This window comes from Microcoleus sp. B9-D4, assembly GCF_036705105.1.
Lineage (GTDB): Bacteria > Cyanobacteriota > Cyanobacteriia > Cyanobacteriales > Microcoleaceae > Microcoleus.
The window spans coordinates 1-20,086 of record NZ_JAUBTS010000002.1; the positions used below are offsets into that span (position 1 = coordinate 1).

A 20,086-nucleotide genomic window follows, 5' to 3' on the forward strand; every position below is an offset into this window, starting at 1 on the left:
TTTTCAACATCTGTCTTGGGCTTGGCACGTCTAGTTAAATTTTTGACACTCAAGTCTTCAACAACTAAAACCTCACATTTACCGAATAGCTCATGTGCAGTTTTAAACTGAAAATCTAATCGGGATCTAGCTACAAACTGATGGAGTTGGGAAATCTTGTCCTTGATAATCTTCCAAGGCTTAGAACCCTTGACTCTATTAGCTAACTTCGCTTGAAGTTTTGCCAATTTCTGGGCCGACTTCCTCAAAAACCTAGGATTCTCAACTCTCTCGCCATTGGAAAGATAGACGTAATTAGTGATTCCCATATCGATGCCAACAGTATTTTCGACCGTCGGTTGAATTTCTGCAACCGTTACGGGAACTGTTTTATCTTCTAGCGTCAGGGAGATATACCACCCATCAGCTTCTCTGATAACTGTTCCCGTCTTAACTGTGAACCTTGTTGGTATTGGACGGTGGAAAACCATAGGTACTTGACCTATTTTTGCGAGGTCAATACAAATCCTATTTTGCTCGTCCTTGACAAGATCAAGATTGTCTAGTTGAGGATAAGTGAAAGATTTGTAGTAATGAAGCCCTTTGAATCTGGGCTTGCCTCTACGATTGCCATTTTTATCGGGCGTCGTGAAATTTGAAAAGGAAGTTTCCACTCTGTTGACGACATCTTGCAAAACCTGAGAGTCCAACACTTTATAATCAGGAAATAGCTTTTTTGTGTTTTTCAGGTCAGCCAGTTGTATGGTTTGCCACTGTACATATCCGCCTTCAATGTTCGATAAAACGTCACCTTTCCTGGTCAAAGGATTGCCTGACTCATCCTTTTTTCTACCATCCCTAGTTTGCACTCTCGTCAAAGGAATATTTTGATAAATTTCCTCAATCGGGACTAGAGAAACAATCAAGGGGCAGGCGTTGATAGGTGTTCTCGTGGCTGACCACCACCTAAATCTATCGCCAAGTCGGTAGTTGTACTGCCGACGACAGAGTTCTAGGTGAGCCACCATCGTTGTTAGTTGGGCTTTGGTGGGTTTGAGGCGGTATTTGTAAGTGAGTTGCATTTTTTAACTTCCTTTTTTCGACCTTTGCATAGTATAGTTTGTGTATGTCCAAAATGCCACACCAAAGATTACCATTTCAACACTTAGGAAGTACATCGAAAATCAAGATACTTCCGAAGATTAATTCCTAGTGGCTAAGTCTAATTGTCGGTTTCCGTCCCTCCACCCGACGCTTCTTTCCATCACGGTCGGTAATTCCCAACGGGGTACTTCGCGCAGCGCTCAGATGTGTCCCCTCTAAATATACCGAGGGACTTCCCGGCTGGTAGTTCAAACAAATTGAAAAATTTATATTTTTTCCCAAATATCCTTGACTTATTTTTTTATATGTGATAATGAATTTTTTAAAACTCTTGTCGATTGGCTACTGCAGGAGGGTCAACCCTGTAAGTGTTGGGGAGCAGTTAATGGTTTACCTGGAATTTTCAGGCAGGGACGATCGCCCGAGCGGTAGACTTTCACATCTCGGAGGCGGGGTTTGCCCACAAAGTCCGTAAATTTGGGCAATACGCTCAAACAGCGAAGGATGCTTAACTCGGTATTGAGGAATCAAAGCTAAAGGACTCAGTATGGCGACAGCAGCAAGCAATATCTGCCATGCTCAACATCGCCTACCAAACTAGCACCATCCTACTAGCGACGGTGGAATAGGTTTAAAGCAGCACTCAGGCGCAACTGGAGCGAGTTTTGCCGAGGCATGGTTAATACCGAACTGGCGCGGCGCCAATTGAATCACTAAAGTCGCTCAAAACAGAAAAAACAGACCGGTCGATTTGCTTGCCGGCACCGGCGCGAAACTCGTAGTCAACAAATCGAGTAGCAATGTCGATGCTTTCATCGAGACAGTAAGCCATTGGGGTATATAGAAACTGTCCTGACTATTGTTAGATTGACTTGCGCGAGATAAATCCGGGGGCTTGAGGATGCAAGGATTTTGGATTGATTCCACGGATAAATCACGTGGCGGGTACCATCAAGAAATTATTGGTCAAATTTTCTACTTGAAAAGGAATGATCTTGTCATGCAGCGAATCAGGGGACTTTGCGGCAGTAAGGGGACGTACTGAACTGTAGTAAAAGCAGCAGAGAATCACTAACACCCAACTTGAGACCTAGACCTATGAGATGAAAAAATGCGAGGAGCGAACGATTTTTCACCTGGAGGCTAGGCTCGTTGGGCAAACACTCTCGGATCGCCCTAGTTAGGGAGTCTTTTTACTTTTTAGGAGCAGGAGATGGAGAAGTAGTTGCACCCGCCCCTGGACTAGCCTTTGGAGTTTCCTTAACTGCTGGAGAAGAAGCAGGAGGAGTAGTAGTAGTAGTGCTGCCCGGAGTGGGGCTAGGGCTAGGGCTAGGAGTATCTGGACCTCCGCAGGCGCCGAGGGCTGCTGCCAAGCCCACTACCAAAGTCAAACGAATTAATCCCTTGTTCATAAAAACTCCTTAACATTGAAAACCCATCGCAAGGAAGGGAATAGTGTACTTGAGAAACAATGCTGGCACGAATAGCTCAACGATTCGCTCGTTGATTACAATACTGCATTTATTAATAAATTTCACATAGATTATCGCTAACCAGCAAAGATTTCTTTTTTTTGGCAAATCCTGAAGTCAAAGAGACCAGTGGTAGGATGGGTTGGTTGGCTTGTGAGGTATCCTTGGTAAGGATAGCCGAGCGAACGCAGATAGCCACTAGTGGCGCTCTGGGAGACAAAAAACTCTTAACCTCAATCAAGCTGAAGCTACCCCACTTTACGTATTGGTGAACTTTATGACCGCTGCTATCAGATCCCCGGATTCTCCCCGCTCCCGATCGACCCGCAAGCCCGCTGCTGGCCCGGCCAAAAGCAAAGTTACTTCTATTGCCAAAGCTAGGCGGGCGAAGACAGGGCCGGTATTGCCCAACTACTCACCAGCAGACGAACAGGCGATTGCTCGATCGTCCGCATCGGTGCTGAAAGTCTTGCCCAATCGCCAGCAGCAGCCAGTGTGGTTGCGCTCGCTCCTGGAGGCACAGCGCGCCTCCTCAGTGGTAGCAGTTATGCTTTTGGGCGGTGCTCTGAGTCTCTACGGCTTGACAGTTTACGGCGAGCAGCGCTGGAGTCAGGAGTATCAAAAACTGGAAACTCTGCGCCTCCGGGAACAGCAATTGAGTGCTTCTAGCGAAGTCTTGAAACACCAACTTGCTAAAGAAGCCCAAAATCCCGAAACCGGTTTGGCTCCGCAGAATCCTGGGGACACGATTTTCTTGCAGCCTGCCCCTGAAACTCGATCGCCCGTTGCGGCACCAAATTCTGAGCCCGCTCTCCAGAATCGAGCCGGTGTGGAAACACCGCTGGGCTATTAAACCTGTGTCAAAGCGGAGAGCGCCCTCCGGGCATGAGTGTCCGAGGGCCTGAGAATTTGAGGCTCTAATTTCCTTTTTGACTTTGAATGCAAGTCGCGATCAATTTTCAGCTTCCCACCGGAAGTTACAGATTAAAAATAATTAAGACCACTTCAAAAAACAGAATGCAACTTTAGGTGCGATCCAAACCCTGATAGGGACTGCTCATTCCCAAGTCGTGAATTTTATATTTTAAGATTTAAGTTATAAATTATCAATTCTACAACGCTCTAACTTGCTATTGAATTTTTAATGCCATGAGCTACGACCCCCGTTTTGACCGCTACAGATCGCCGAATTTCAAACGCACAAAACAGGCGGGCGATTCCCTACGGGATAGCTTCGCCGCGCGTACTGGGTGGAAAAAATCAGCCAAACCTAGAGATTCCGGCAGTTTCGGCCGATCGCCACAACAGACGGCTGCATCTTGGGGGCGACCGGTGGAGCGTTTAAAGCGCAGCAAGTTCCGTTTGTGGGCGGTGTGGGCGGTGTTGATGCTGGGGGGGCTGGGGCTGGCTGTGAATTTGTTTTATTTGCAGGTGACGCGAGCTCCGGCGCTGCGTAAACAGGCAGAGCAGCAGCAAACTCTCAAAACGAAGCCGTTTGTACCGAGACGCCCGATAATTGACCGCGCAGGGAATGTTTTGGCGATCGACAGACAGGTGTACACGCTCTACGCTCACCCAAAGTTGTTTAACCACTCGAAGGCGGAAATTGCTGCTAAGTTGGCTCCGATGCTGGCGATCGAACTGACTCCGGGCACTACGTCGGAAACTGAATTGATACGCAGGTTTAATCTTGCTGAAAGCGGTATTACAATTGCGGACTCTCTGCCTCAAGAGGTTGCCGATCGCGTCGCTGGGATGCAAATTAAAGAGAGTCTGGTGGATGGCTTGGAGTTGCTGCGTCAGCAGCAGCGTTTTTACCCGCAGCAGGAGTTGGCGGCGGATATCCTCGGTTATGTGGACGGGGAACGGAAGGGACAAGCCGGGGTGGAATACAGCCAGCAGAATTTGTTGGAACGATCGATGCCGTCGATTCAGTTTAGCAGGTCGAGCAATGGGAATTGGGTTCCTGATCGGCTGACGGCGGGATTTGTGCAGCTTGATGACTTGAAATTGCAATTGACGATCGACAGTCGCTTGCAGCGGGCGGCCCGAAGTGCCCTCAAGGAAAAAATGAAGCAACACGATGCGAAGCGGGGCACAGTGATTGTGATGGATGCCCGTAACGGGGAATTGCTGTCAGTTGTGGCGGAACCTTCTTATGACCCGAATCAATATTTTAATTTCGATTTGTCGCGCTATAAAAATTGGGCTGTAACTGATGTTTATGAGCCTGGTTCGACTTTTAAAGCGATTAATGTGGCGATCGCTCTGGAAGCGGGTGCGGTGAAACCTAATACTGTGTTTAACGATGAAGGTCGGATTTACATGAATCCCTGGACTATCCAAAATTCCGATTACCAAAGAGCAGGAGCGCGTGGCCCTTCGACTGTTACTGAGATTTTGAAACATTCTAGTAATGTGGGGATGGTGCACATCATGAGAACCATGAAACCTTCTCTTTACTATCAAGCTTTAGAAAAACTAGGACTAGGACAAACAGCAGGAACTGATTTGCCTTTTGAAGTAAGCAGTCAACTTAAAAATCGAGAGCAATTTATTAACTCTCCGGTGGAAGTTGCTACTACGGCTTTTGGGCAAGGTTTTTCGATTACTCCGATGCAGTTGGTGCAGCTTAACGGCGCTTTGGCTAATGGTGGCAAGTTGGTGACTCCTCACGTTGTGCGGGGACTTTTTGATAGGGAAGGTGAAGCTTATTGGAAGCTTCCGAGGGCGGTTCCAAAGCAGGTTTTTTCGCCGGAAACTACTAAGCAGGTGTTAGAAATGATGGAAACTGTGGTGGATGGCGGTACGGGGAAAGCTGCACAAATTCCTGGGTATCGGATTGCTGGAAAAACGGGCACGGCTCAAAAAGCTAATGCTGGTGGGGGTTATTCTAAGAACGCGATTATTACTAGCTTTGTGGGGATAATCCCTGTGGAGGCTCCTCGGTATGTGGTGCTGGCGGTGATTGATGAGCCTAATGAGGGTTCTTCGGGGGGTACGGTGGCTGCGCCAATTGTGGAGTCGGTGATGGAGGCGCTGATTTCTATTGAGAAGATTGCGCCGAGTAAGAAGTAGTTGATTATATCGGAGATGTTGCGTCAGGAATTGACATCGAATATAAGCATCGACAACAAGGCTATTGAGGACACGGCAATGGCATTTCCCTACTCCAAAATAATCGTAGCTTGACGGGTTCCGGGCGAGCGGGCGAGCGGATGTAACGATCGCCCGATTTGTAGGGAAACGGCACTGCCGTGTCCTGACTGTGGGTAATCTGAATTCAGTAACAGTATCGATTTTTGTCATTGGGTTTGCTTTGTCTTTTGGAGGTGCGCTGATGTCCTAAGAGAGTGGAGATAATGACGCATCGATCGCCATTTTTGAGATGAGGATGAGATAGTGTTAGGTTTCCTTTTGCTAGAATGCTTGTTAAACCGCATTCGTCAGTCTTGTTATAAACTGGGCAACCTCGGTAATTGAACATGGCTCGCCAGACTGTTCCATCTTTTGTTACTTGATTTGTATTCTCAGTGACTTGGCGCAATGTTGTGTCATTTGTATGTATTTGAATTTGCGGTTCTAGGTTTTTCCATTGACTGGCTGCTACTTGACCGGGGGGAATGTCGGCTGGATGGACTGCTACTTGTACGTTTTCTCCTACTTGTTTGAAGCTGGCTTGCCATGAAATTTTGGATCGTTTGGCGTTGCTTTGCGCCAGTTCCATTGCCCAATAAGCTCGATCGAGCGATAGCTTTAAACGGTGGTTGTTGATAAACATTAGCCAAGAGGGGGCGACGATCGCACAAAATATTCCTATGATTAAAATAATTATCAATAGCTCAATCATGGTAAAACCTGGGGCAGGTGTAGTGGCTCTGCCTTTGAGCGTTTTATTTATTGACACGTAGATGCACTCCCTGATATTTAGCGGGCCAAAAAACAGCTAGGAGGAGCTATTTTTTATTGGGTATATTTTAACTTTGGGTTTGGCGAGTGTGTAGATCGGTATTTACTGAAAATTTATGCGACTTTAAAAAAACTGCGGGTAAGAAAACGGCAGTCAGGAAACGGTAGTGCCGTTTCCCTACAGCAATTTTGTCGATCGCCCGATCGCACGGATCGGATGTAACGATCGCCGGATTTGCAGGGAAACCGCACTACCGTGCCCTGCTTTCGGGTAATATCGTTTTCCCTGACCAGGAATTTCAAAGGTGGTACCCGCCACGTGATTTATCCGTGGAATCAATCCCAAATCTCAAATCGAAAATCCTCAAGAAAGAGCATTTATCCGTGGGGTCGCCTCTAAAATCTCAAATCTCAAATCTCAAATCGATTGACGCACCCTAAATCAGTGACTATTTGGTTTTTGATGCGGGCGATCGATCCTCCTGTACTAAATACTCCTGTTCCTAACGGTAAATTGTTATTAGCAAGGAGCCTTTTTGATTGGAAGACGAGCGGCAATGACTATTAGAATATCAAATTGATACAATTGTTAGCAAAAACAGCGGTGGCAATGCTACTTATGCTAAAATTGCTGCGGCTAGGGAACTGGGAATTCCGGTTGTGATGGTGCAGCGCCAGCAGATTCCCGCTGTTGAGCAGGTTGCTGATTTTGAAGGGGCGATTTATTGGCTAATTCAGCAGTTGAATTGAATTGAACCGCGAAGACGCGTTCGGCGAAGCCGTTCCCGTTCCCCGCAGGGGTTCGGTGAAGGGTAGGGTAGGACGCGAAGGAAGAGGGAGCAGAAGCGCAATTACCAATTACTCTGATTTCTGCTGAGTATTCAAAGAGTTAAGATGATTGTTCATATCCTGCAAATATTTTGCTAAAACAGGATACTGTGAAGTTGCTAGCAGTGCATCTTTTTTCTGGCTGACTGTTGTTTCTAATGGCAAAACGCGATAGTTAGTTTTATTGTTCAAAGTATAGCGGTGTACCCAAGTAGGATGTGTTTTTACATCGGTAATTTCTGTGGTTTTTTCGGGAAATTTTTTGCGAATATTTACTTGCAAAATCACGCCTAAGTCTGTATATTTTTTATTCTGACCGGAAATGAAGTTTCCCATTGAATAAATGGCTACAGCTTTGCGGCTTTTGCCATTTTTGCCGGGAAAGTTAAAAATTTTGTAAGGTTGGACGACGTGGGGATGGCTGCCCAGAATGATGTCTGCACCGGCTTTTAATAGGTTTTCCACTAATTGTTTTTGTTGGCTGTTTGGCTGTCGCTGATATTCATCGCCAAAATGCAGGGAAATTGCGATAATATCTGCTCCTTGTTTTCGCGCTTTGGCAATGTCTTTGATTATCTTTTTTTCGTCGATTAGCGAAACTAAGTAATCTTTGCCTTTGGGTATGGGAATGCCGTTTGTGCCGTAGGTGTAAGCTAGGATGGCTAGTGAAATGTTGTTTTTGGTGCTGATTAAAGTACGTGAAGCCTCGGTGGTAGATGTGGCTGTTCCTGTTGAGGCAATTTTGCGATCGCTCAAATTGGCGATCGTCCTAATTACTCCTTTTTCTCCCCGGTCTAAAGCATGATTGTTCGCAGTTGTCAAGATATTAAATCCGGCTTTTTTAGCAGCATCCGCTAATTGAGCCGGTGCGTTAAATAGCGGATATCCCGTATATCCGCCCGCATCGGAACCCGCTAAAGGTGTTTCGAGATTTCCGATTACCCAATCGCCTGTTGACAGGATACTTTTAACTGGTGCGAAGAAATTGTCAAAATTGTATGTTTTATTTTTTGCGTCGTAGCCCGATCGCGTTTGGGTACTGTGCATCATGATGTCACCGACAGCAATTAGTTTTGCTTCTTTGATCTCAGACTTGGGTTGGGCGGGGACAGGGGTTGTTATTGGCGAGCGACTTTCTGTAGGCTGTGTGTTGGTTTGCTGGTTGATTTTTTGGGGTTGGATATTGCAGCTAGCCATTAACAATGCAGCTATTACCGAGAGCGTCGGGGGAAATTTCATAATTTATCTATAGTAATTTATCGTGTTTATGGTATCATTAATAATCGCAATTTAGGCAGTTTTTTTTTTTGAACCACAGAGAGCACAGAGAACACAGAGGAAAAGAAGAAAACAGAGATGTTGGCAAGTTTTGTTAGGATATCGATGGTTTGCTGGCTACTGGAGAAGGAATGTTTAAAAAATATTTGATTATTGGATTTATCATTTTTGCATCTGTTATCGGTTTAGGTACTTTGAGCTATGCTGAAAGTTGGGCCGATAAACCTTTTGAATTTGCCTTGATTGGCGATTTGCCCTACAGTGCCGAACAGGAAGCACAATTTCCTAGTTTGATTGCAGATATCAATCGATCGCCCGCAGCGTTTGTCGTCCACGATGGCGACATTAAAAACGGTTCTAGTGTGTGCGATGATGCAACGTTTGTCAGCCGCAAGCAGTTATTTGACAATTTTGAGATACCGTTTATTCTAGCTTATGGTGACAATGAATGGACGGATTGCCACCGTTCAAAAAATGGCAGTTACGATCCAGTAGAAAGACTGGCTAAACTGCGGGAAATATTTAGCAACGGTAATCAAAGTTTGGGAAAGCGCACCTTAATTCTCACCCGTCAAAGCGAAAACCCGCAGTTTGCTAAATTCCGCGAAAATGTTCGCTGGATTTATCATGGCGTTGTGTTTTTGGGGATTAATATGCCGGGAAGTAATAACAATTTTGGTCGCACTCCCGAAGCAGATGCAGAATATGCCGATCGCAATTGGGCTAACTTAGCCTGGATCAAAGAATGTTTTGCTTTAGCCAAACGCAGCAACAGCAAAGGAATTGTGTTAGTTGCACAGGCTAATCCGGGATTTGAACTCGATCCGACGGACAAAAGAAGAAGTGGCTACAACGATTTTATCGCAACTCTGGAAACAGAAACAGGCAATTTCCCAGGGCAGGTTGTATTCGTCCACGGCGATACTCACTATTTCCGCATCGATAAACCTTTACCCTATTTTACCGATGAGACTCAACTACCGAGAATGAAAAATTTTACTAGAGTTGAAACTTTTGGTTCTCCCAATGTGCATTGGTTGCGGGCTTTTTATGACCCTGAAAATCCTAATTTGTTTGAGTTTAAGCAGCAGATTGTTCCCGAAAGTTAGGCTAAATAGCACAATTTTCATAAAAGATAAATATTTTTTTTCGCTTACACTGAAGATAGGTAGAATTGAGGAATTTATTTATGACAATCGCAACTGGGCGAATCACCCTGGAAGAATTTTTGAAACTGCCAGAAACCAAACCGGCCAGCGAATACATTGAGGGGGAGATTATCCAAAAACCTATGCCGAAAACTAAACTTTCTCGTCTCCAAGGGCGATTCCTGCGTGTCATTAATGAAGTAGTAGAGGAACCCAAGATAGCTTATGCTTTTCCAGAGTTGCGGTGTACCTTTGGCGGTCGATCGATTGTTCCAGATATTGCGGTACTATTGTGGGAACAGATTCAATTTGATGAGAGTGGCGAACCAGTAGATGATGTGCGAATTGCGCCGTATTGGGCGATCGAAATCCTGTCGCCACAACAAAGCTAAAATCGCGTAACTAGAAAAATTATTCACTGTCTTCAACATAATTGTCAATTGGGGTGGCTAATCGATCCAGACGATCGATCGATTTTAGCGTTTTTGCCCAAGCAACAACCGCAATTCTGCGAAGGTAGCGATGTCCTTCCTGTACCCGAAATGATTCCCCTGAATATCACTGCCGAACAGGTGTTTAGCTGGTTGAGAATGCAACAATGAATCAGGGCGATAGTCTTTTTTGTACGAATTTAAAAAATCTCCCGGTTGGGTTTGTAGTGAGGAATGCAAGTCCTCATCTAAACTCAGGAATGAAGTCCTTACTACAAACCAAATTCCCTATTGCCGCCACCTCTCAAATTGGTCTTCGGAACAGCCATTAATAAATTGATTGTTCACCCAACCGTCAAGGATTGTCAAAGTTTCATTAGGAGGATTACCCGAAAATCTGGCGGCAATTTTCACCCAATTACCTTGTCTGCTGACAGCCCTAACTCCGTCTCCTCTTTTGAGTTTAGCTACAACCGGGTACTTATTGCCTGGGCCTTTGCGAATGTTAACAGCGCCACCTTCACCTGTAATAAACGAGCATTGAGTTTGCTTTTTTAAAGCTTCTGCTTTTGCGGGAGCAAGACTTTGCTGCTTGCCGAAAACAGGAAAGCTGTAAAGCGAGAAGCTGAAACTTGCAACGACGGCTGCAATAAAAAAGGCTTTTGATTGAGTAAAAATTAGCATTATTTCATTTCCTGGTATGGGCTGAACTGAAGTCCCGATTATAATTTTTTGAGAATGACTTCAGTTCTTACTACTAACTATTATTTGACCGAGGCAAACCATTCGGTAACACCTTGGGCGATCGCCTCAGCTAATTTCTTTTGTTCTGTCGGATTCACAATCCATTCAAACTCTTCGGGATTGATCAGAAATCCCAATTCCATTAAAACAGATGGAGTAACGGCAGGACGAGTCATGGCTAAGTTATTCCAGAATACACCATAGCTCGGACGGTTCAACTTGGCAACTAAATAATTGTGCAAAAACATTGCCAAACTGTGCGATTGCGGGTGAAACCAGAAAGCGCCGACGCCTTTAGTCTTAATGGCATCGCCGTTATCCGGCAAAGCATTGTAGTGAATTGAAATTGCGATCGCAGGTTCTTCTTTTTGAATCATTTCCACCCGTGGCGGCAAATCCAAATCGACATCTTCTACCCGCGTCATTACCACATTCGCGCCCAGATTTACCAATTCCTGTTGCACCAATTTCGACACTGTTAAAGCTACTGTTTTTTCCCTAATTCCCACTGGACTCACTGCACCTCCATCCTCCGGCCCGCCGTGTCCCGGATCGATGAGAATCTTAATTCCCGACAGCGGCTTTGCTTGCGAATTGGGCACCGCGCTTGTATTGGCAGGCGGGTTTTTTAAAGACAGCACTAAAGTTGTGCCCTCGTATCTCAATTTATAGCCCCACTGCTGGGCAGATTTGAGATTAAAAGTATATTGTACTTGCAGTGGCGCGATTTGTTGCCATTCCAAACGTGAAATTACGGGGTCATCCGAGAGGCGGATAATGTCAGTTTGAGCGGTGGTATTGTACAGGGTTAAAGTGAAGGTGCGTTCTCCTTCCTGCACGGTGACTGGGACGGGTGTTTCTAAGGGAAATAACACCTCTGTCCAGCCGGAAACTTGACGCGAACTGGCACTGCGAATAATCGATCGCGGAGGTACTGTATCCTTGACAATTCGAACTTCCGATGCTTTAATCCAAGCACCGTAATCGAGTCTGAGCCATTCTCCCTCGCGCCCGATAATTGTTGCTCGCGTTCCCTTCGGCAGCGGTGTCATCCGAGAAAAATCTGTACTTGCCCCGGTTCTGGCGACACCAGGATCTGCTGTTACTTCGGCTATTTCTAAGTCAGCCGGAGAAAGAATAGAAATTTTTCCAGTACCTTGTTGGCTGATAGTTTGATCGTTCATTGTTAGCTCAAACGATGGCACGCCTAAATCAACTGTTTCTCCCTTAGATGAGAGGGCGTTCTCCGGGGTTTTACCGCAGCCTTGATACTGTTGGCTGCCGCCTTTTTTGATCGGGGAATTTGCGTCTAACAGTACAGATGCGTTGTCGGGTAGTTCGACTTGCGATCGCGCTTTTAAAGGAATAGTAATGCCCGCCAATTTTACCGAAACTTGAGCATTCGCAGGTGCGATCGCCCCAAAGCAAATATATTCCCCCGGCAAACTCGCCACATCGACTTTCGGCGTCAGGGAATCTTTAGCAAAAGCCAATCCTACAGGGGCTGCCGGCTGATTCGACTCGCGCGTCACCTTAATTTTGACTTCCTGATTTTCGTAACGCAATGTAAAGAGATTTTCGCCGAGTTGCAGCGGAAAAGTCGGGGCGAAATGCCCGGATGCGGTGCGCGAAATTTGGTTGCCATTTACCGATACTTGTCCCGGTGCGGGCGCTGTGCCGATTAAAAAGATGCGATCGGCTGTAGTTTTGTGGTTTGCGGGAGGATAAGCGACGAACAAAGGTTGAGCGGCGACAGCTACAGAGGCGATCGCCATTATCAGACCAAACACACATAATGCTAAAAATTTTCTCATTCTATATCGCAACTAATTGAGACTCTGTTGGTTATTTATACTAGAACTTGCCCTAAGAAACCGGATTTCAGAGGATTAGCAGTAAGTCCAATTTACTCTACTGGGCCAATTTTATCAGGTTTGTAGTTGCAATTGAGCGATCGGCAACATAAATTCCCGCGTCAAACCATTAAGTTTTAATTAATTCCGAGGTGGTTCTCCACAGTTGCTCCAACCGATTCGCCGGCATCGTCAAATACAAAACATCCCCCGTACTCAAACAACAATTCAGTAAATCCCAGCCGTGGAGAGTTTGACACTTAGTTTCCACATAAAGAGGCACAAAATCCGCAGACTTAGCAGCATCTTGAATACGGTGGCCACAGAAAGGATGGTTTGGCGTAATCAATGTGGCCAAGCAAACCCAGAGACTATCAGCAGTCATTCCGTTGCCCAAAATTCTGCCTCCAATCGCCGCCGCCGCGAAAGCAGGAGCAGCCAATTCCGTCGGGTTCAAAACTCCTTCAAACTCAAAAACTTGCTGCACCATCAAAGCAAAATGTGGGTCTTGATTGCGGACAATAACTGATAGTTTTGGTGCCAATCCTTTAGCGCTCAATGCAATTTCGACATTAGACATATCGCTGCTAGTAACAGCCAAAAGTGCTGCCGCTTGCTTAACATTAGCAGCTTCCAAAGTTGCGGGTAAACTGGCACTTCCCTGAATGACCGGAATTTTCATTGAGCGAGCCGTGTTCAGAAAGCGGCAGTTTGGATCTTGCTCGATCGCCACAATATCGTAACCGTTAGTGTGCAGTTCTTTAGCAATTTGGATACCTATTCCTCCGAGGCCGCAAATAATGTAATGATTGCGCTGCGGCACTCGCGCCACATCCCAATATTCGGTAAAGCGAGTTCCCAATACATAATCGTTGAGCAGCGCGTAGCAGATGCCGATGATGCCTGCTCCAACTAACATCATGACAACTGTAAATAGTTTAATGCTTTCAGGAGCTTGTTCGGCAACTTTTTCATAGCCTCCGGCTCCGGTAATCATCCCTACTGAAAAATAAAGAGAATCGACAATTGAGATATGATTGTCAACACAAATATAGGTGGCAGTAGCAACAGCAATCATTGACAGCAGGGTCAGTACAACAATTACTGCTGCTTGGCTGTGCTGCTGAAATCTGTGCAGCCTAGTTAATGTTTTGAGCAGTTTTTGAGTTAAAGTTTTTTGAGGGCTGTGGAGAGTGGGCTGAGTGGCAACAATTAGCCGATCGCCCTGCTGACACTGCCGATCGGCAAGCACCGCCGATACTAAATCAGTTTTGTTAGCAGCGGGCAGATAATAAATCAACATTCGCGATCTATCGTCCCACAAATCGCTCAGTTTTCGATTTTTCCAAGGATGTGTGTCATCGATATATTCTTCGTGAATCGGCCAAGTGCGATCGAACAAACGCAACTGTCCGATCGCCTGATTTCCGAGAGCCGCAAACGCAAAAACCGGAGCCGCCAATGATGAAACGCTCATGGAAGTGTGATCGGGCAAAGTGTGGTCAATCCTGTCGCCCAAGCTAGTATTGAACAATCTGTTAATGATGCGAATCTGAGGATTGAGAATCCTCGCTTGCATCAAAATTGCCAAATTTACAGCATCATCGTCTCCTGCAATTACTAAAGTGTGAGCGTTTTGAATGCCCGCCGCCAACAAGGTAGAAGCTGCTTGCAAATTGCCGACAACCACATCAGAAGTTTCGCCGCGAATTGGGCGATCGCTAATACCAACCACAATCGCTCCTTGCTGTCTCAACAAACAAAAAATCTTGTGTCCCGTGTGACCCAACCCGCAAACAATGATTCGAGGTTTCATAAAAAGTTATTTGGCAGCCAATTTCGGAGCTGTCCTTTGTAATTTTACTTACCATTGTTGACTGTCGTGGCTTTGCAGAATGTAGCTAAAAACACTATCTAGGATACTTGTGCCAAAGTCTGGAAGTGTTGGAAACAAAGAAAGGGCTGTGCCGTGTTCCTAAAGCCACGTTTCCAAGTGTTGAAATAAACACACCACACTGCCATGTACCTACAGACATGAGGTGCAACTAACCTGATTTAATATTTGAAAAATATCCGGGTGCGACTGCCAACCAGCGGAATTTGAATAGGTAGGGACAGGACACTGGCTATTAGTCACAACTTAAGGTATAACCCCTAGTCCGGCAGGGGTTAAAACCCCTGCCTAATAGCGAAAGTCCTCTTAAGAGGACTAATGAGTTTAACAGTCTTTTTCTCAGTCCTCTTAAGAGGACTTTAGCTTTGAGGCAGGGAATTCATTCCCTGGCGGACTACCGGTTTAACCTTAAGTTGAGACCAATAGATACTGCCCTGTCCCTAAAACTATGACTTCCTACATAAATTTAGCTGCCTTAGTGGCAGGAGTTATTATGAAATTGACTGCACCCTTATTAGCATCCGCTCTAGTTTTCGCCGGTACTGTCGCCTTGGCAAGCCAAGTGCAAGCAGCTCCAGCCAGCAACTCTTTGAATAGCACTAGAACAACATTTCAGTGCGTTACTTCCGGTCGGAATTTTGTGACAATCGCGCGGCGGGGAAATGTCACGACAGATCCGATGATTCTGTGGAAATCTACCGAGTTCGGCCGCGAATATACACCTTGGCAGCGCTGTCAAATTGTTTCCAATAGATTGACTAAAGCTGTTGCCGAGACTGGCGGAAGATTGAGCAATTTGCAGTTAACAACAGGAATTGTTAATAACTTGCCCGTAGTTTGTTACGTGAACGGACGGGGGCGCTGTAACTCTCAAAATCTGCTGTTCACCCTAGACAAGCGCAATGCTAAAAATCCCGGTGATGCTTTAACGAGATTGATTAATTTTGCCCAGGACGGCGGCGGGCCAGTTACAACGTTCAGAACCGGAGCTCAATCGTCTGCACCGCAGTTTGTTCCCTTTGGAGATATGGTCGATCGAGCTTTTAATTCTCCAAACAATAAACCGTCAGTTCCTGTAGCAAAACCGCAGGGCGATCGGGGTATTTAATAGCCACGCCTCTAAGGAATGAGAATTAAATAACTTCCACTCTTGAAAGTGGGATGGGCGTCCCGCCCGTCTTTTTTGGACGGGCGGGACGCCCATCCCACAATAACAATTAAAATTGTAAGTTATTTAATTCGCGATCCTAACTTGCACCTGACAAATTTTGAAACTATTGTGGGGAGTAGGGGTTGGGCTTCTAGCCCGCCCCTAAATATTTAGACTAAAAACACTACACTGTCACCCCTTCAATCTTCTCATCAGTCAATTCGTACAACTCGCGCAACTGCTGCAACTTATCCGCATCCGGCAGCCAAAAACCGCGCCCGTTAGCCTCCAACATTCTGCCGACAATATTGCGAAAAGCTTCAGGATTGGCCTCGCGCAACTTCCGCGCCATCTCTTCATCCAAAGCATAAGTATCAGCCGCCTGATCGTAAACCCAACTATCAGTAAAATCAGCCGTTCCGCCCCAACCAATTAACGCCGTCATCCGCTGCGAAATTTCATAAGCGCCGCCAGAACCTTGATTGACCATCGCGTTAGCCCACTTAGGATTTAGCAACTTAGTTCGATATTCCAAGCGCAGCAAATCTTCTAAATTGCGCGGAGTTGTATCCTGAGAAAAACTTTCTACAAAACTCGTGCTAACCTTTTTGCCCCGCTGCTTTTCTGCGGCTTTCTTCAAACCGCCAGTATTAGCATAATACTCTTGAATATCAGTCAAACCGTATTCCACTGAATCAATTTCTTGAATTATGCGATCGCACCCTTGCAACAACTGAGTCAAAACCTCCGGCCTCGCTTCCCCCTTATCCTTCCTCCCGTAACTAAAAACATTGCGACTTTCCCAAGTTTTCCCCAACTCATCCCCCGATTCCCAACTACCATCAACAACCCTATCGTTAACTAAAGAACCAAAATCCCCAGCCGGATTAGAAAACAACCTTGCCGAATAATTCTGCACACCTTGTGCCTGCAAAATTAAAGCGTGTTTGCGAATAAAATTCTCCGATTCCGGTTCATCAGCATCCGCCGCCCGCACGAACAAATCATCCAACAATTCAATAATATTCACAAAGCTATCTCGGAAAATACCCGAAAGATTTCCCAACACATCAATCCGGGGATGACCGACATCAGCTAACGGTTTTAATTCATAGCGAACAATGCGGCCAGTACCTTCTTTTAGAGGTTCAGCCCCCACCAATTCTAGCAGAATTCCAATAGATTCGCCCCGCGTTTTAATCGCATCCAAACCCCACAACATCACCGCCACAGTCTCAGGATAATTCCCCTGTTCCTCAAGGTGCTTCTCAATAATTTTCCGAGCAATTTCGCGCCCCCTTTCATAAGCAGCCGGAGAAGGCATCCGATAAGGGTCTAAAGCGTGAATATTCCTGCCAGTGGGCAACACCCCAGCCCCATCCCGCAACAAATCCCCACCCGGTGCAGGCAGAATATATTCCCCATTCAAACCCCGCAAAAGATTAGTCAACTCATCCGTCGTTTGCACCAACAAATCTCGCACCAACAAACCCTCCTCAAAAACCCCATCAAACCCCTCTTGCTCTTCCTCTCTGCGCCCTCTGCGCCTCTGCGGTTCATTTTCTTCAAAAACCAGTTCACGCACCTGTTCCTGTGATAACCTATCCCCAAAATAAGCCTCAAGATAAGAGGTCATTTCCTCAGAATTAGGGGGTTTCCCGAGAACGTGCAAACCAGAAGAAAACAAGCGACTTTCCACCACCTGCAAATACTCGTAAAGCTTCACCAAATAGCGGTTAAAAGCATCAGCACTGAACATTCCCACATTCTCAAAATTAAAAGCAATCCCCAACTTGCGACCCTCATCAAACGGACAATCAGCCTCCAAACCGCTCTCTAAAATTTTATAGCAAATAGCCTCTTTTAGCACAAAATTCTTTTCAGTATCTTCCCGATATTCCGCAATCAAATCCCGCAAAGCCATCAATTCCTTATACAGCCCAGCGCGGCAGTAAGGCGGCACGTTGTGAGAAATCAAAACACCGTAACCGCGCCGTTTTGCTAACATCGATTCCGAGGGATTGTTGGCGGCATAGATATAAAGATTTGGCAAACTTCCCAACAAAATATCCGACCAAGAATAGCCAGTATTTCCTAGCGGAGATCCGGGCAACCATTCAACAGTGCCGTGCATCCCGAAGTGAACCACAGCATCAGCTTGAAAATCATTTTGCAGCCACTTGTAAAAAGCAGCGTATTGAGGGTGAGGTGTCAAATCGCGATCGAACATTAAGCGCATCGGATCGCCCGAAATTCCCAGCGGCGGCTGCAAACCTATCCAAACATTCCCCAGTTGAATGCCACCGATTTGGAACTCGTCGCCGTCTGTTTTAATGCCCGTACCAGTTAAAGATTTCCACTGTTTTTCTATCCGGCTTGTTAACAGATAGCCCAGCCATTTTTCTAAAGTTTTGACATTAACAGTCTCTTTTGTGGTACGGGCATCTTGCCCGTCACAAGTAGCTTCATCCGCCTCTTTCACCCTGCGAATTAACTCCTCACCGTCAGCCGGAATTTCTCCAACTGTATAACCTGCTGCTTGAAGTTTGTGCAGGAAATTTAGCAGCGATTTCGGTACATTTAATAAAGCCGCCGTACCCGCCGCACCGTAACCGGGAGGAAACCCGTAGAGAATAATCGCAATTTTCCTTTCAGATGGCCGAGTTTGACGTAGTTTCACCCAATTGTTAATTCTACTTGTCAGGCGTTTCGCGCGATCGGGCACCAGATAAATATCCTCACCCACCAAACCGCCCAGGGGAACAGGATCGATCGCACCATCCAACTCAGGCAAAGCATACAATACCACACTTTGCAAACCCCCAATCCCCTGACGAGTCCAAGAATGGATATCCTGAATCAGCAGAGGTGCGGACACAAAATAAGGTACATTTTTAGCAGTTAAAATGCGCTTAGCAACTTCCACCTGCCTTCCACCCTCCATCGAACCAGCAGGCCCGCCAACCAAAGGAAAGCCAATAGTAGAAACAATCGCATCAACTTCCACAGCATCTTTAGAAAGCGAAAGAGTTTCTATATTGCCTTGTTTTCGGCGCGCAGTTTCATCAGCAGTCGTCATCCAATCCCGCACCGCCACATGGCCTTCAACGCCATTGATAAAAATCGGCAAAGGCACAATTCCCGCCGCTTCAAAATAGCGAATTAATTGAGGAATATAAGGCTGCTTGGTGATAACGTGTTTGCGGTAAAGCAAGATGCCCACAACAGGGGATTTTCCTCCCTCCACTTTTTGAGACCAATTGGTCTCAAATTTTGTGGAACGGGCATCTTGCCCGTTAGAAACCCGGTCTAAATTTTCAGACAAATTAGTCTCAAATTTTGTGGAACGGGCATCTTGCCCGTTATAACTATTTTTATCAAAATGTCTAGCCTCTTTTGTGGAACGGGAATCTTGCCCCCCCCTAGCACTTTGATTACCGAGATACCAATCCAAATATTGCCGAGGCGATTCAAAATAACCATTATAATCAGGATGCAATAAACCCATATTGGGAGTTTCTACAGGAGGCGGAATTTGTGCAACCTTCAGCCCCAAATACTTTTCGGCAATAATCCAAAACATCGAGACAACATTATCCGCCCCGCCCGCATTCCAGTAACCATAAATAATTAGCCAGTTTCGCAAATCTTGCACTTTTTGCACCGGCACATATTTTAATAACTTCGGCCCCACCTTCAAAAAGCTGATATAACCAGCCAGCTTATCTTCTTCTCGCCCATTGCTGAACTTATCCAGAATAAACTTAACAGGCTTCGGCATTCCCTTCGGTTTGTCGCCAATTTTAAAAGCACCGATTTGAGTAAGACTCATCAATTCCAAAGCCGACTCAAAAACCAGACGAATCGGAATATTCTGCACCCTTTCCCGCAGCCACATTACCGCATCGTAATCAAACAGCAAACTCCCGAAAAACACATCAGCATTAGAGAGGGCGGCTGCTACAGCGTCGGGTTCGTCTACGAGGGCGCGATCGCTAAAAACCCGTACTTCCAATCCCTGACAGCCAGAAACAGCCAACTCAGCAGCTTTCCGGTACAAATCAGCATTAAAAGATTCAAACCCTGCAATTAAGACAATGCGTTTCACAGCCAAACCTCGAAATATTTATTGATTGTAGCCTGTTTTAATTAGGTTATATTATATTAGATAGCATCCTCGGTGGGGGTGGGGCGGGTTTAGTAGATTTCTGGTGTTGTATTGCAGACCTTGGCGAACCCGCCCCTACATTACCAATTATCAATTATCAATTCCTAATTTCCGTCGCAACTCTCATA

15 protein-coding genes and 1 pseudogene are annotated in these 20,086 nt (G+C 45.9%); 7 read left to right on the top strand and 9 right to left on the bottom strand.

The features are described 5' to 3' along the window. Positions 1-1,061, bottom strand: a 1,061-nt coding sequence (locus tag QUB24_RS01405; protein ID WP_333149903.1) for a transposase, incomplete at its 3' end; no start/stop codon positions are given. A gap of 1,215 nt (positions 1,062-2,276) precedes the next feature. Continuing rightward, positions 2,277-2,495, bottom strand: coding sequence for a serine protease (locus tag QUB24_RS01410; protein ID WP_333149904.1), 219 nt, complete (start codon positions 2,493-2,495; stop codon positions 2,277-2,279). A gap of 337 nt (positions 2,496-2,832) precedes the next feature. Here QUB24_RS01410 and QUB24_RS01415 point away from each other — a divergent pair, with 337 nt between their 5' ends. Together QUB24_RS01415 and QUB24_RS01420 are read left to right on the top strand one after the other, a co-directional pair. Next, a complete protein-coding gene (locus tag QUB24_RS01415; protein WP_333149906.1) occupies positions 2,833-3,408 on the top strand; it encodes a hypothetical protein in 576 nt (191 codons plus the stop codon). 296 nt (positions 3,409-3,704) lie between these two features. Next, complete coding sequence (locus tag QUB24_RS01420; protein ID WP_333149908.1) at positions 3,705-5,633, top strand: penicillin-binding protein 2; 1,929 nt, start codon at positions 3,705-3,707, stop codon at positions 5,631-5,633. 205 nt (positions 5,634-5,838) lie between these two features. On the opposite strand, the gene QUB24_RS01425 is transcribed toward QUB24_RS01420, so the two are convergent. Together QUB24_RS01425 and QUB24_RS01430 are read right to left on the bottom strand one after the other, a co-directional pair. Continuing rightward, positions 5,839-6,405: a transcriptional regulator gene (locus tag QUB24_RS01425; RefSeq protein ID WP_333149911.1), complete on the bottom strand. Its 567-nt coding sequence runs from the start codon at positions 6,403-6,405 to the stop codon at positions 5,839-5,841. A 237-nt stretch (positions 6,406-6,642) separates the two neighbouring features. Further along, positions 6,643-6,783: a hypothetical protein gene (locus QUB24_RS01430; protein ID WP_333149913.1), complete on the bottom strand. Its 141-nt coding sequence runs from the start codon at positions 6,781-6,783 to the stop codon at positions 6,643-6,645. A 108-nt stretch (positions 6,784-6,891) separates the two neighbouring features. On the opposite strand from QUB24_RS01430, the gene QUB24_RS01435 reads away from it, so the two are divergent. After that, a complete protein-coding gene (locus tag QUB24_RS01435) occupies positions 6,892-7,032 on the top strand; it encodes a hypothetical protein (protein WP_333149915.1) in 141 nt (46 codons plus the stop codon). Positions 7,033-7,091: 59 nt separating this feature from the next. Then, positions 7,092-7,214, top strand: a complete 123-nt coding sequence (locus tag QUB24_RS01440; RefSeq protein WP_333150278.1) for a hypothetical protein — start codon at positions 7,092-7,094, stop codon at positions 7,212-7,214. Between the two features lie 108 nt (positions 7,215-7,322). On the opposite strand, the gene QUB24_RS01445 is transcribed toward QUB24_RS01440, so the two are convergent. Further along, the gene (locus QUB24_RS01445) at positions 7,323-8,531 is read right to left on the bottom strand and encodes a CapA family protein (RefSeq protein WP_333149917.1); all 1,209 of its coding nucleotides are present in this window, start codon (positions 8,529-8,531) and stop codon (positions 7,323-7,325) included. 170 nt (positions 8,532-8,701) lie between these two features. Here QUB24_RS01445 and QUB24_RS01450 point away from each other — a divergent pair, with 170 nt between their 5' ends. Together QUB24_RS01450 and QUB24_RS01455 are read left to right on the top strand one after the other, a co-directional pair. Next, positions 8,702-9,679 carry a hypothetical protein gene (locus QUB24_RS01450; protein WP_333149919.1) on the top strand — a complete coding sequence of 326 codons (978 nt, stop codon included), beginning with the start codon at positions 8,702-8,704 and terminating at the stop codon, positions 9,677-9,679. An 80-nt stretch (positions 9,680-9,759) separates the two neighbouring features. Then, positions 9,760-10,320 (top strand): annotated as a pseudogene (locus tag QUB24_RS01455) (Uma2 family endonuclease). A 117-nt stretch (positions 10,321-10,437) separates the two neighbouring features. Here the strand turns inward: QUB24_RS01455 and QUB24_RS01460 are convergent. The 3 genes from QUB24_RS01460 to QUB24_RS01470 all read right to left on the bottom strand — a co-directional run bounded on the left by QUB24_RS01460 (position 10,438) and on the right by QUB24_RS01470 (position 14,562). Next, entirely contained in the window at positions 10,438-10,833 is a 396-nt protein-coding gene (locus QUB24_RS01460) for an SH3 domain-containing protein (protein WP_333149921.1), read from the bottom strand. A gap of 80 nt (positions 10,834-10,913) precedes the next feature. Further along, on the bottom strand, positions 10,914-12,707 hold the full coding sequence (locus tag QUB24_RS01465; RefSeq protein ID WP_333149923.1) for an N-acetylmuramoyl-L-alanine amidase: 1,794 nt from the start codon (positions 12,705-12,707) through the stop codon (positions 10,914-10,916). Between the two features lie 169 nt (positions 12,708-12,876). After that, complete coding sequence (locus QUB24_RS01470) at positions 12,877-14,562, bottom strand: NAD-binding protein (RefSeq protein WP_333149925.1); 1,686 nt, start codon at positions 14,560-14,562, stop codon at positions 12,877-12,879. A 526-nt stretch (positions 14,563-15,088) separates the two neighbouring features. On the opposite strand from QUB24_RS01470, the gene QUB24_RS01475 reads away from it, so the two are divergent. Continuing rightward, positions 15,089-15,748, top strand: a complete 660-nt coding sequence (locus QUB24_RS01475) for a COP23 domain-containing protein (RefSeq protein WP_333149927.1) — start codon at positions 15,089-15,091, stop codon at positions 15,746-15,748. 226 nt (positions 15,749-15,974) lie between these two features. On the opposite strand, the gene QUB24_RS01480 is transcribed toward QUB24_RS01475, so the two are convergent. Continuing rightward, the gene (locus QUB24_RS01480; RefSeq protein WP_333149929.1) at positions 15,975-19,898 is read right to left on the bottom strand and encodes a cobaltochelatase subunit CobN; all 3,924 of its coding nucleotides are present in this window, start codon (positions 19,896-19,898) and stop codon (positions 15,975-15,977) included. Positions 19,899-20,086 lie beyond the last annotated feature (188 nt).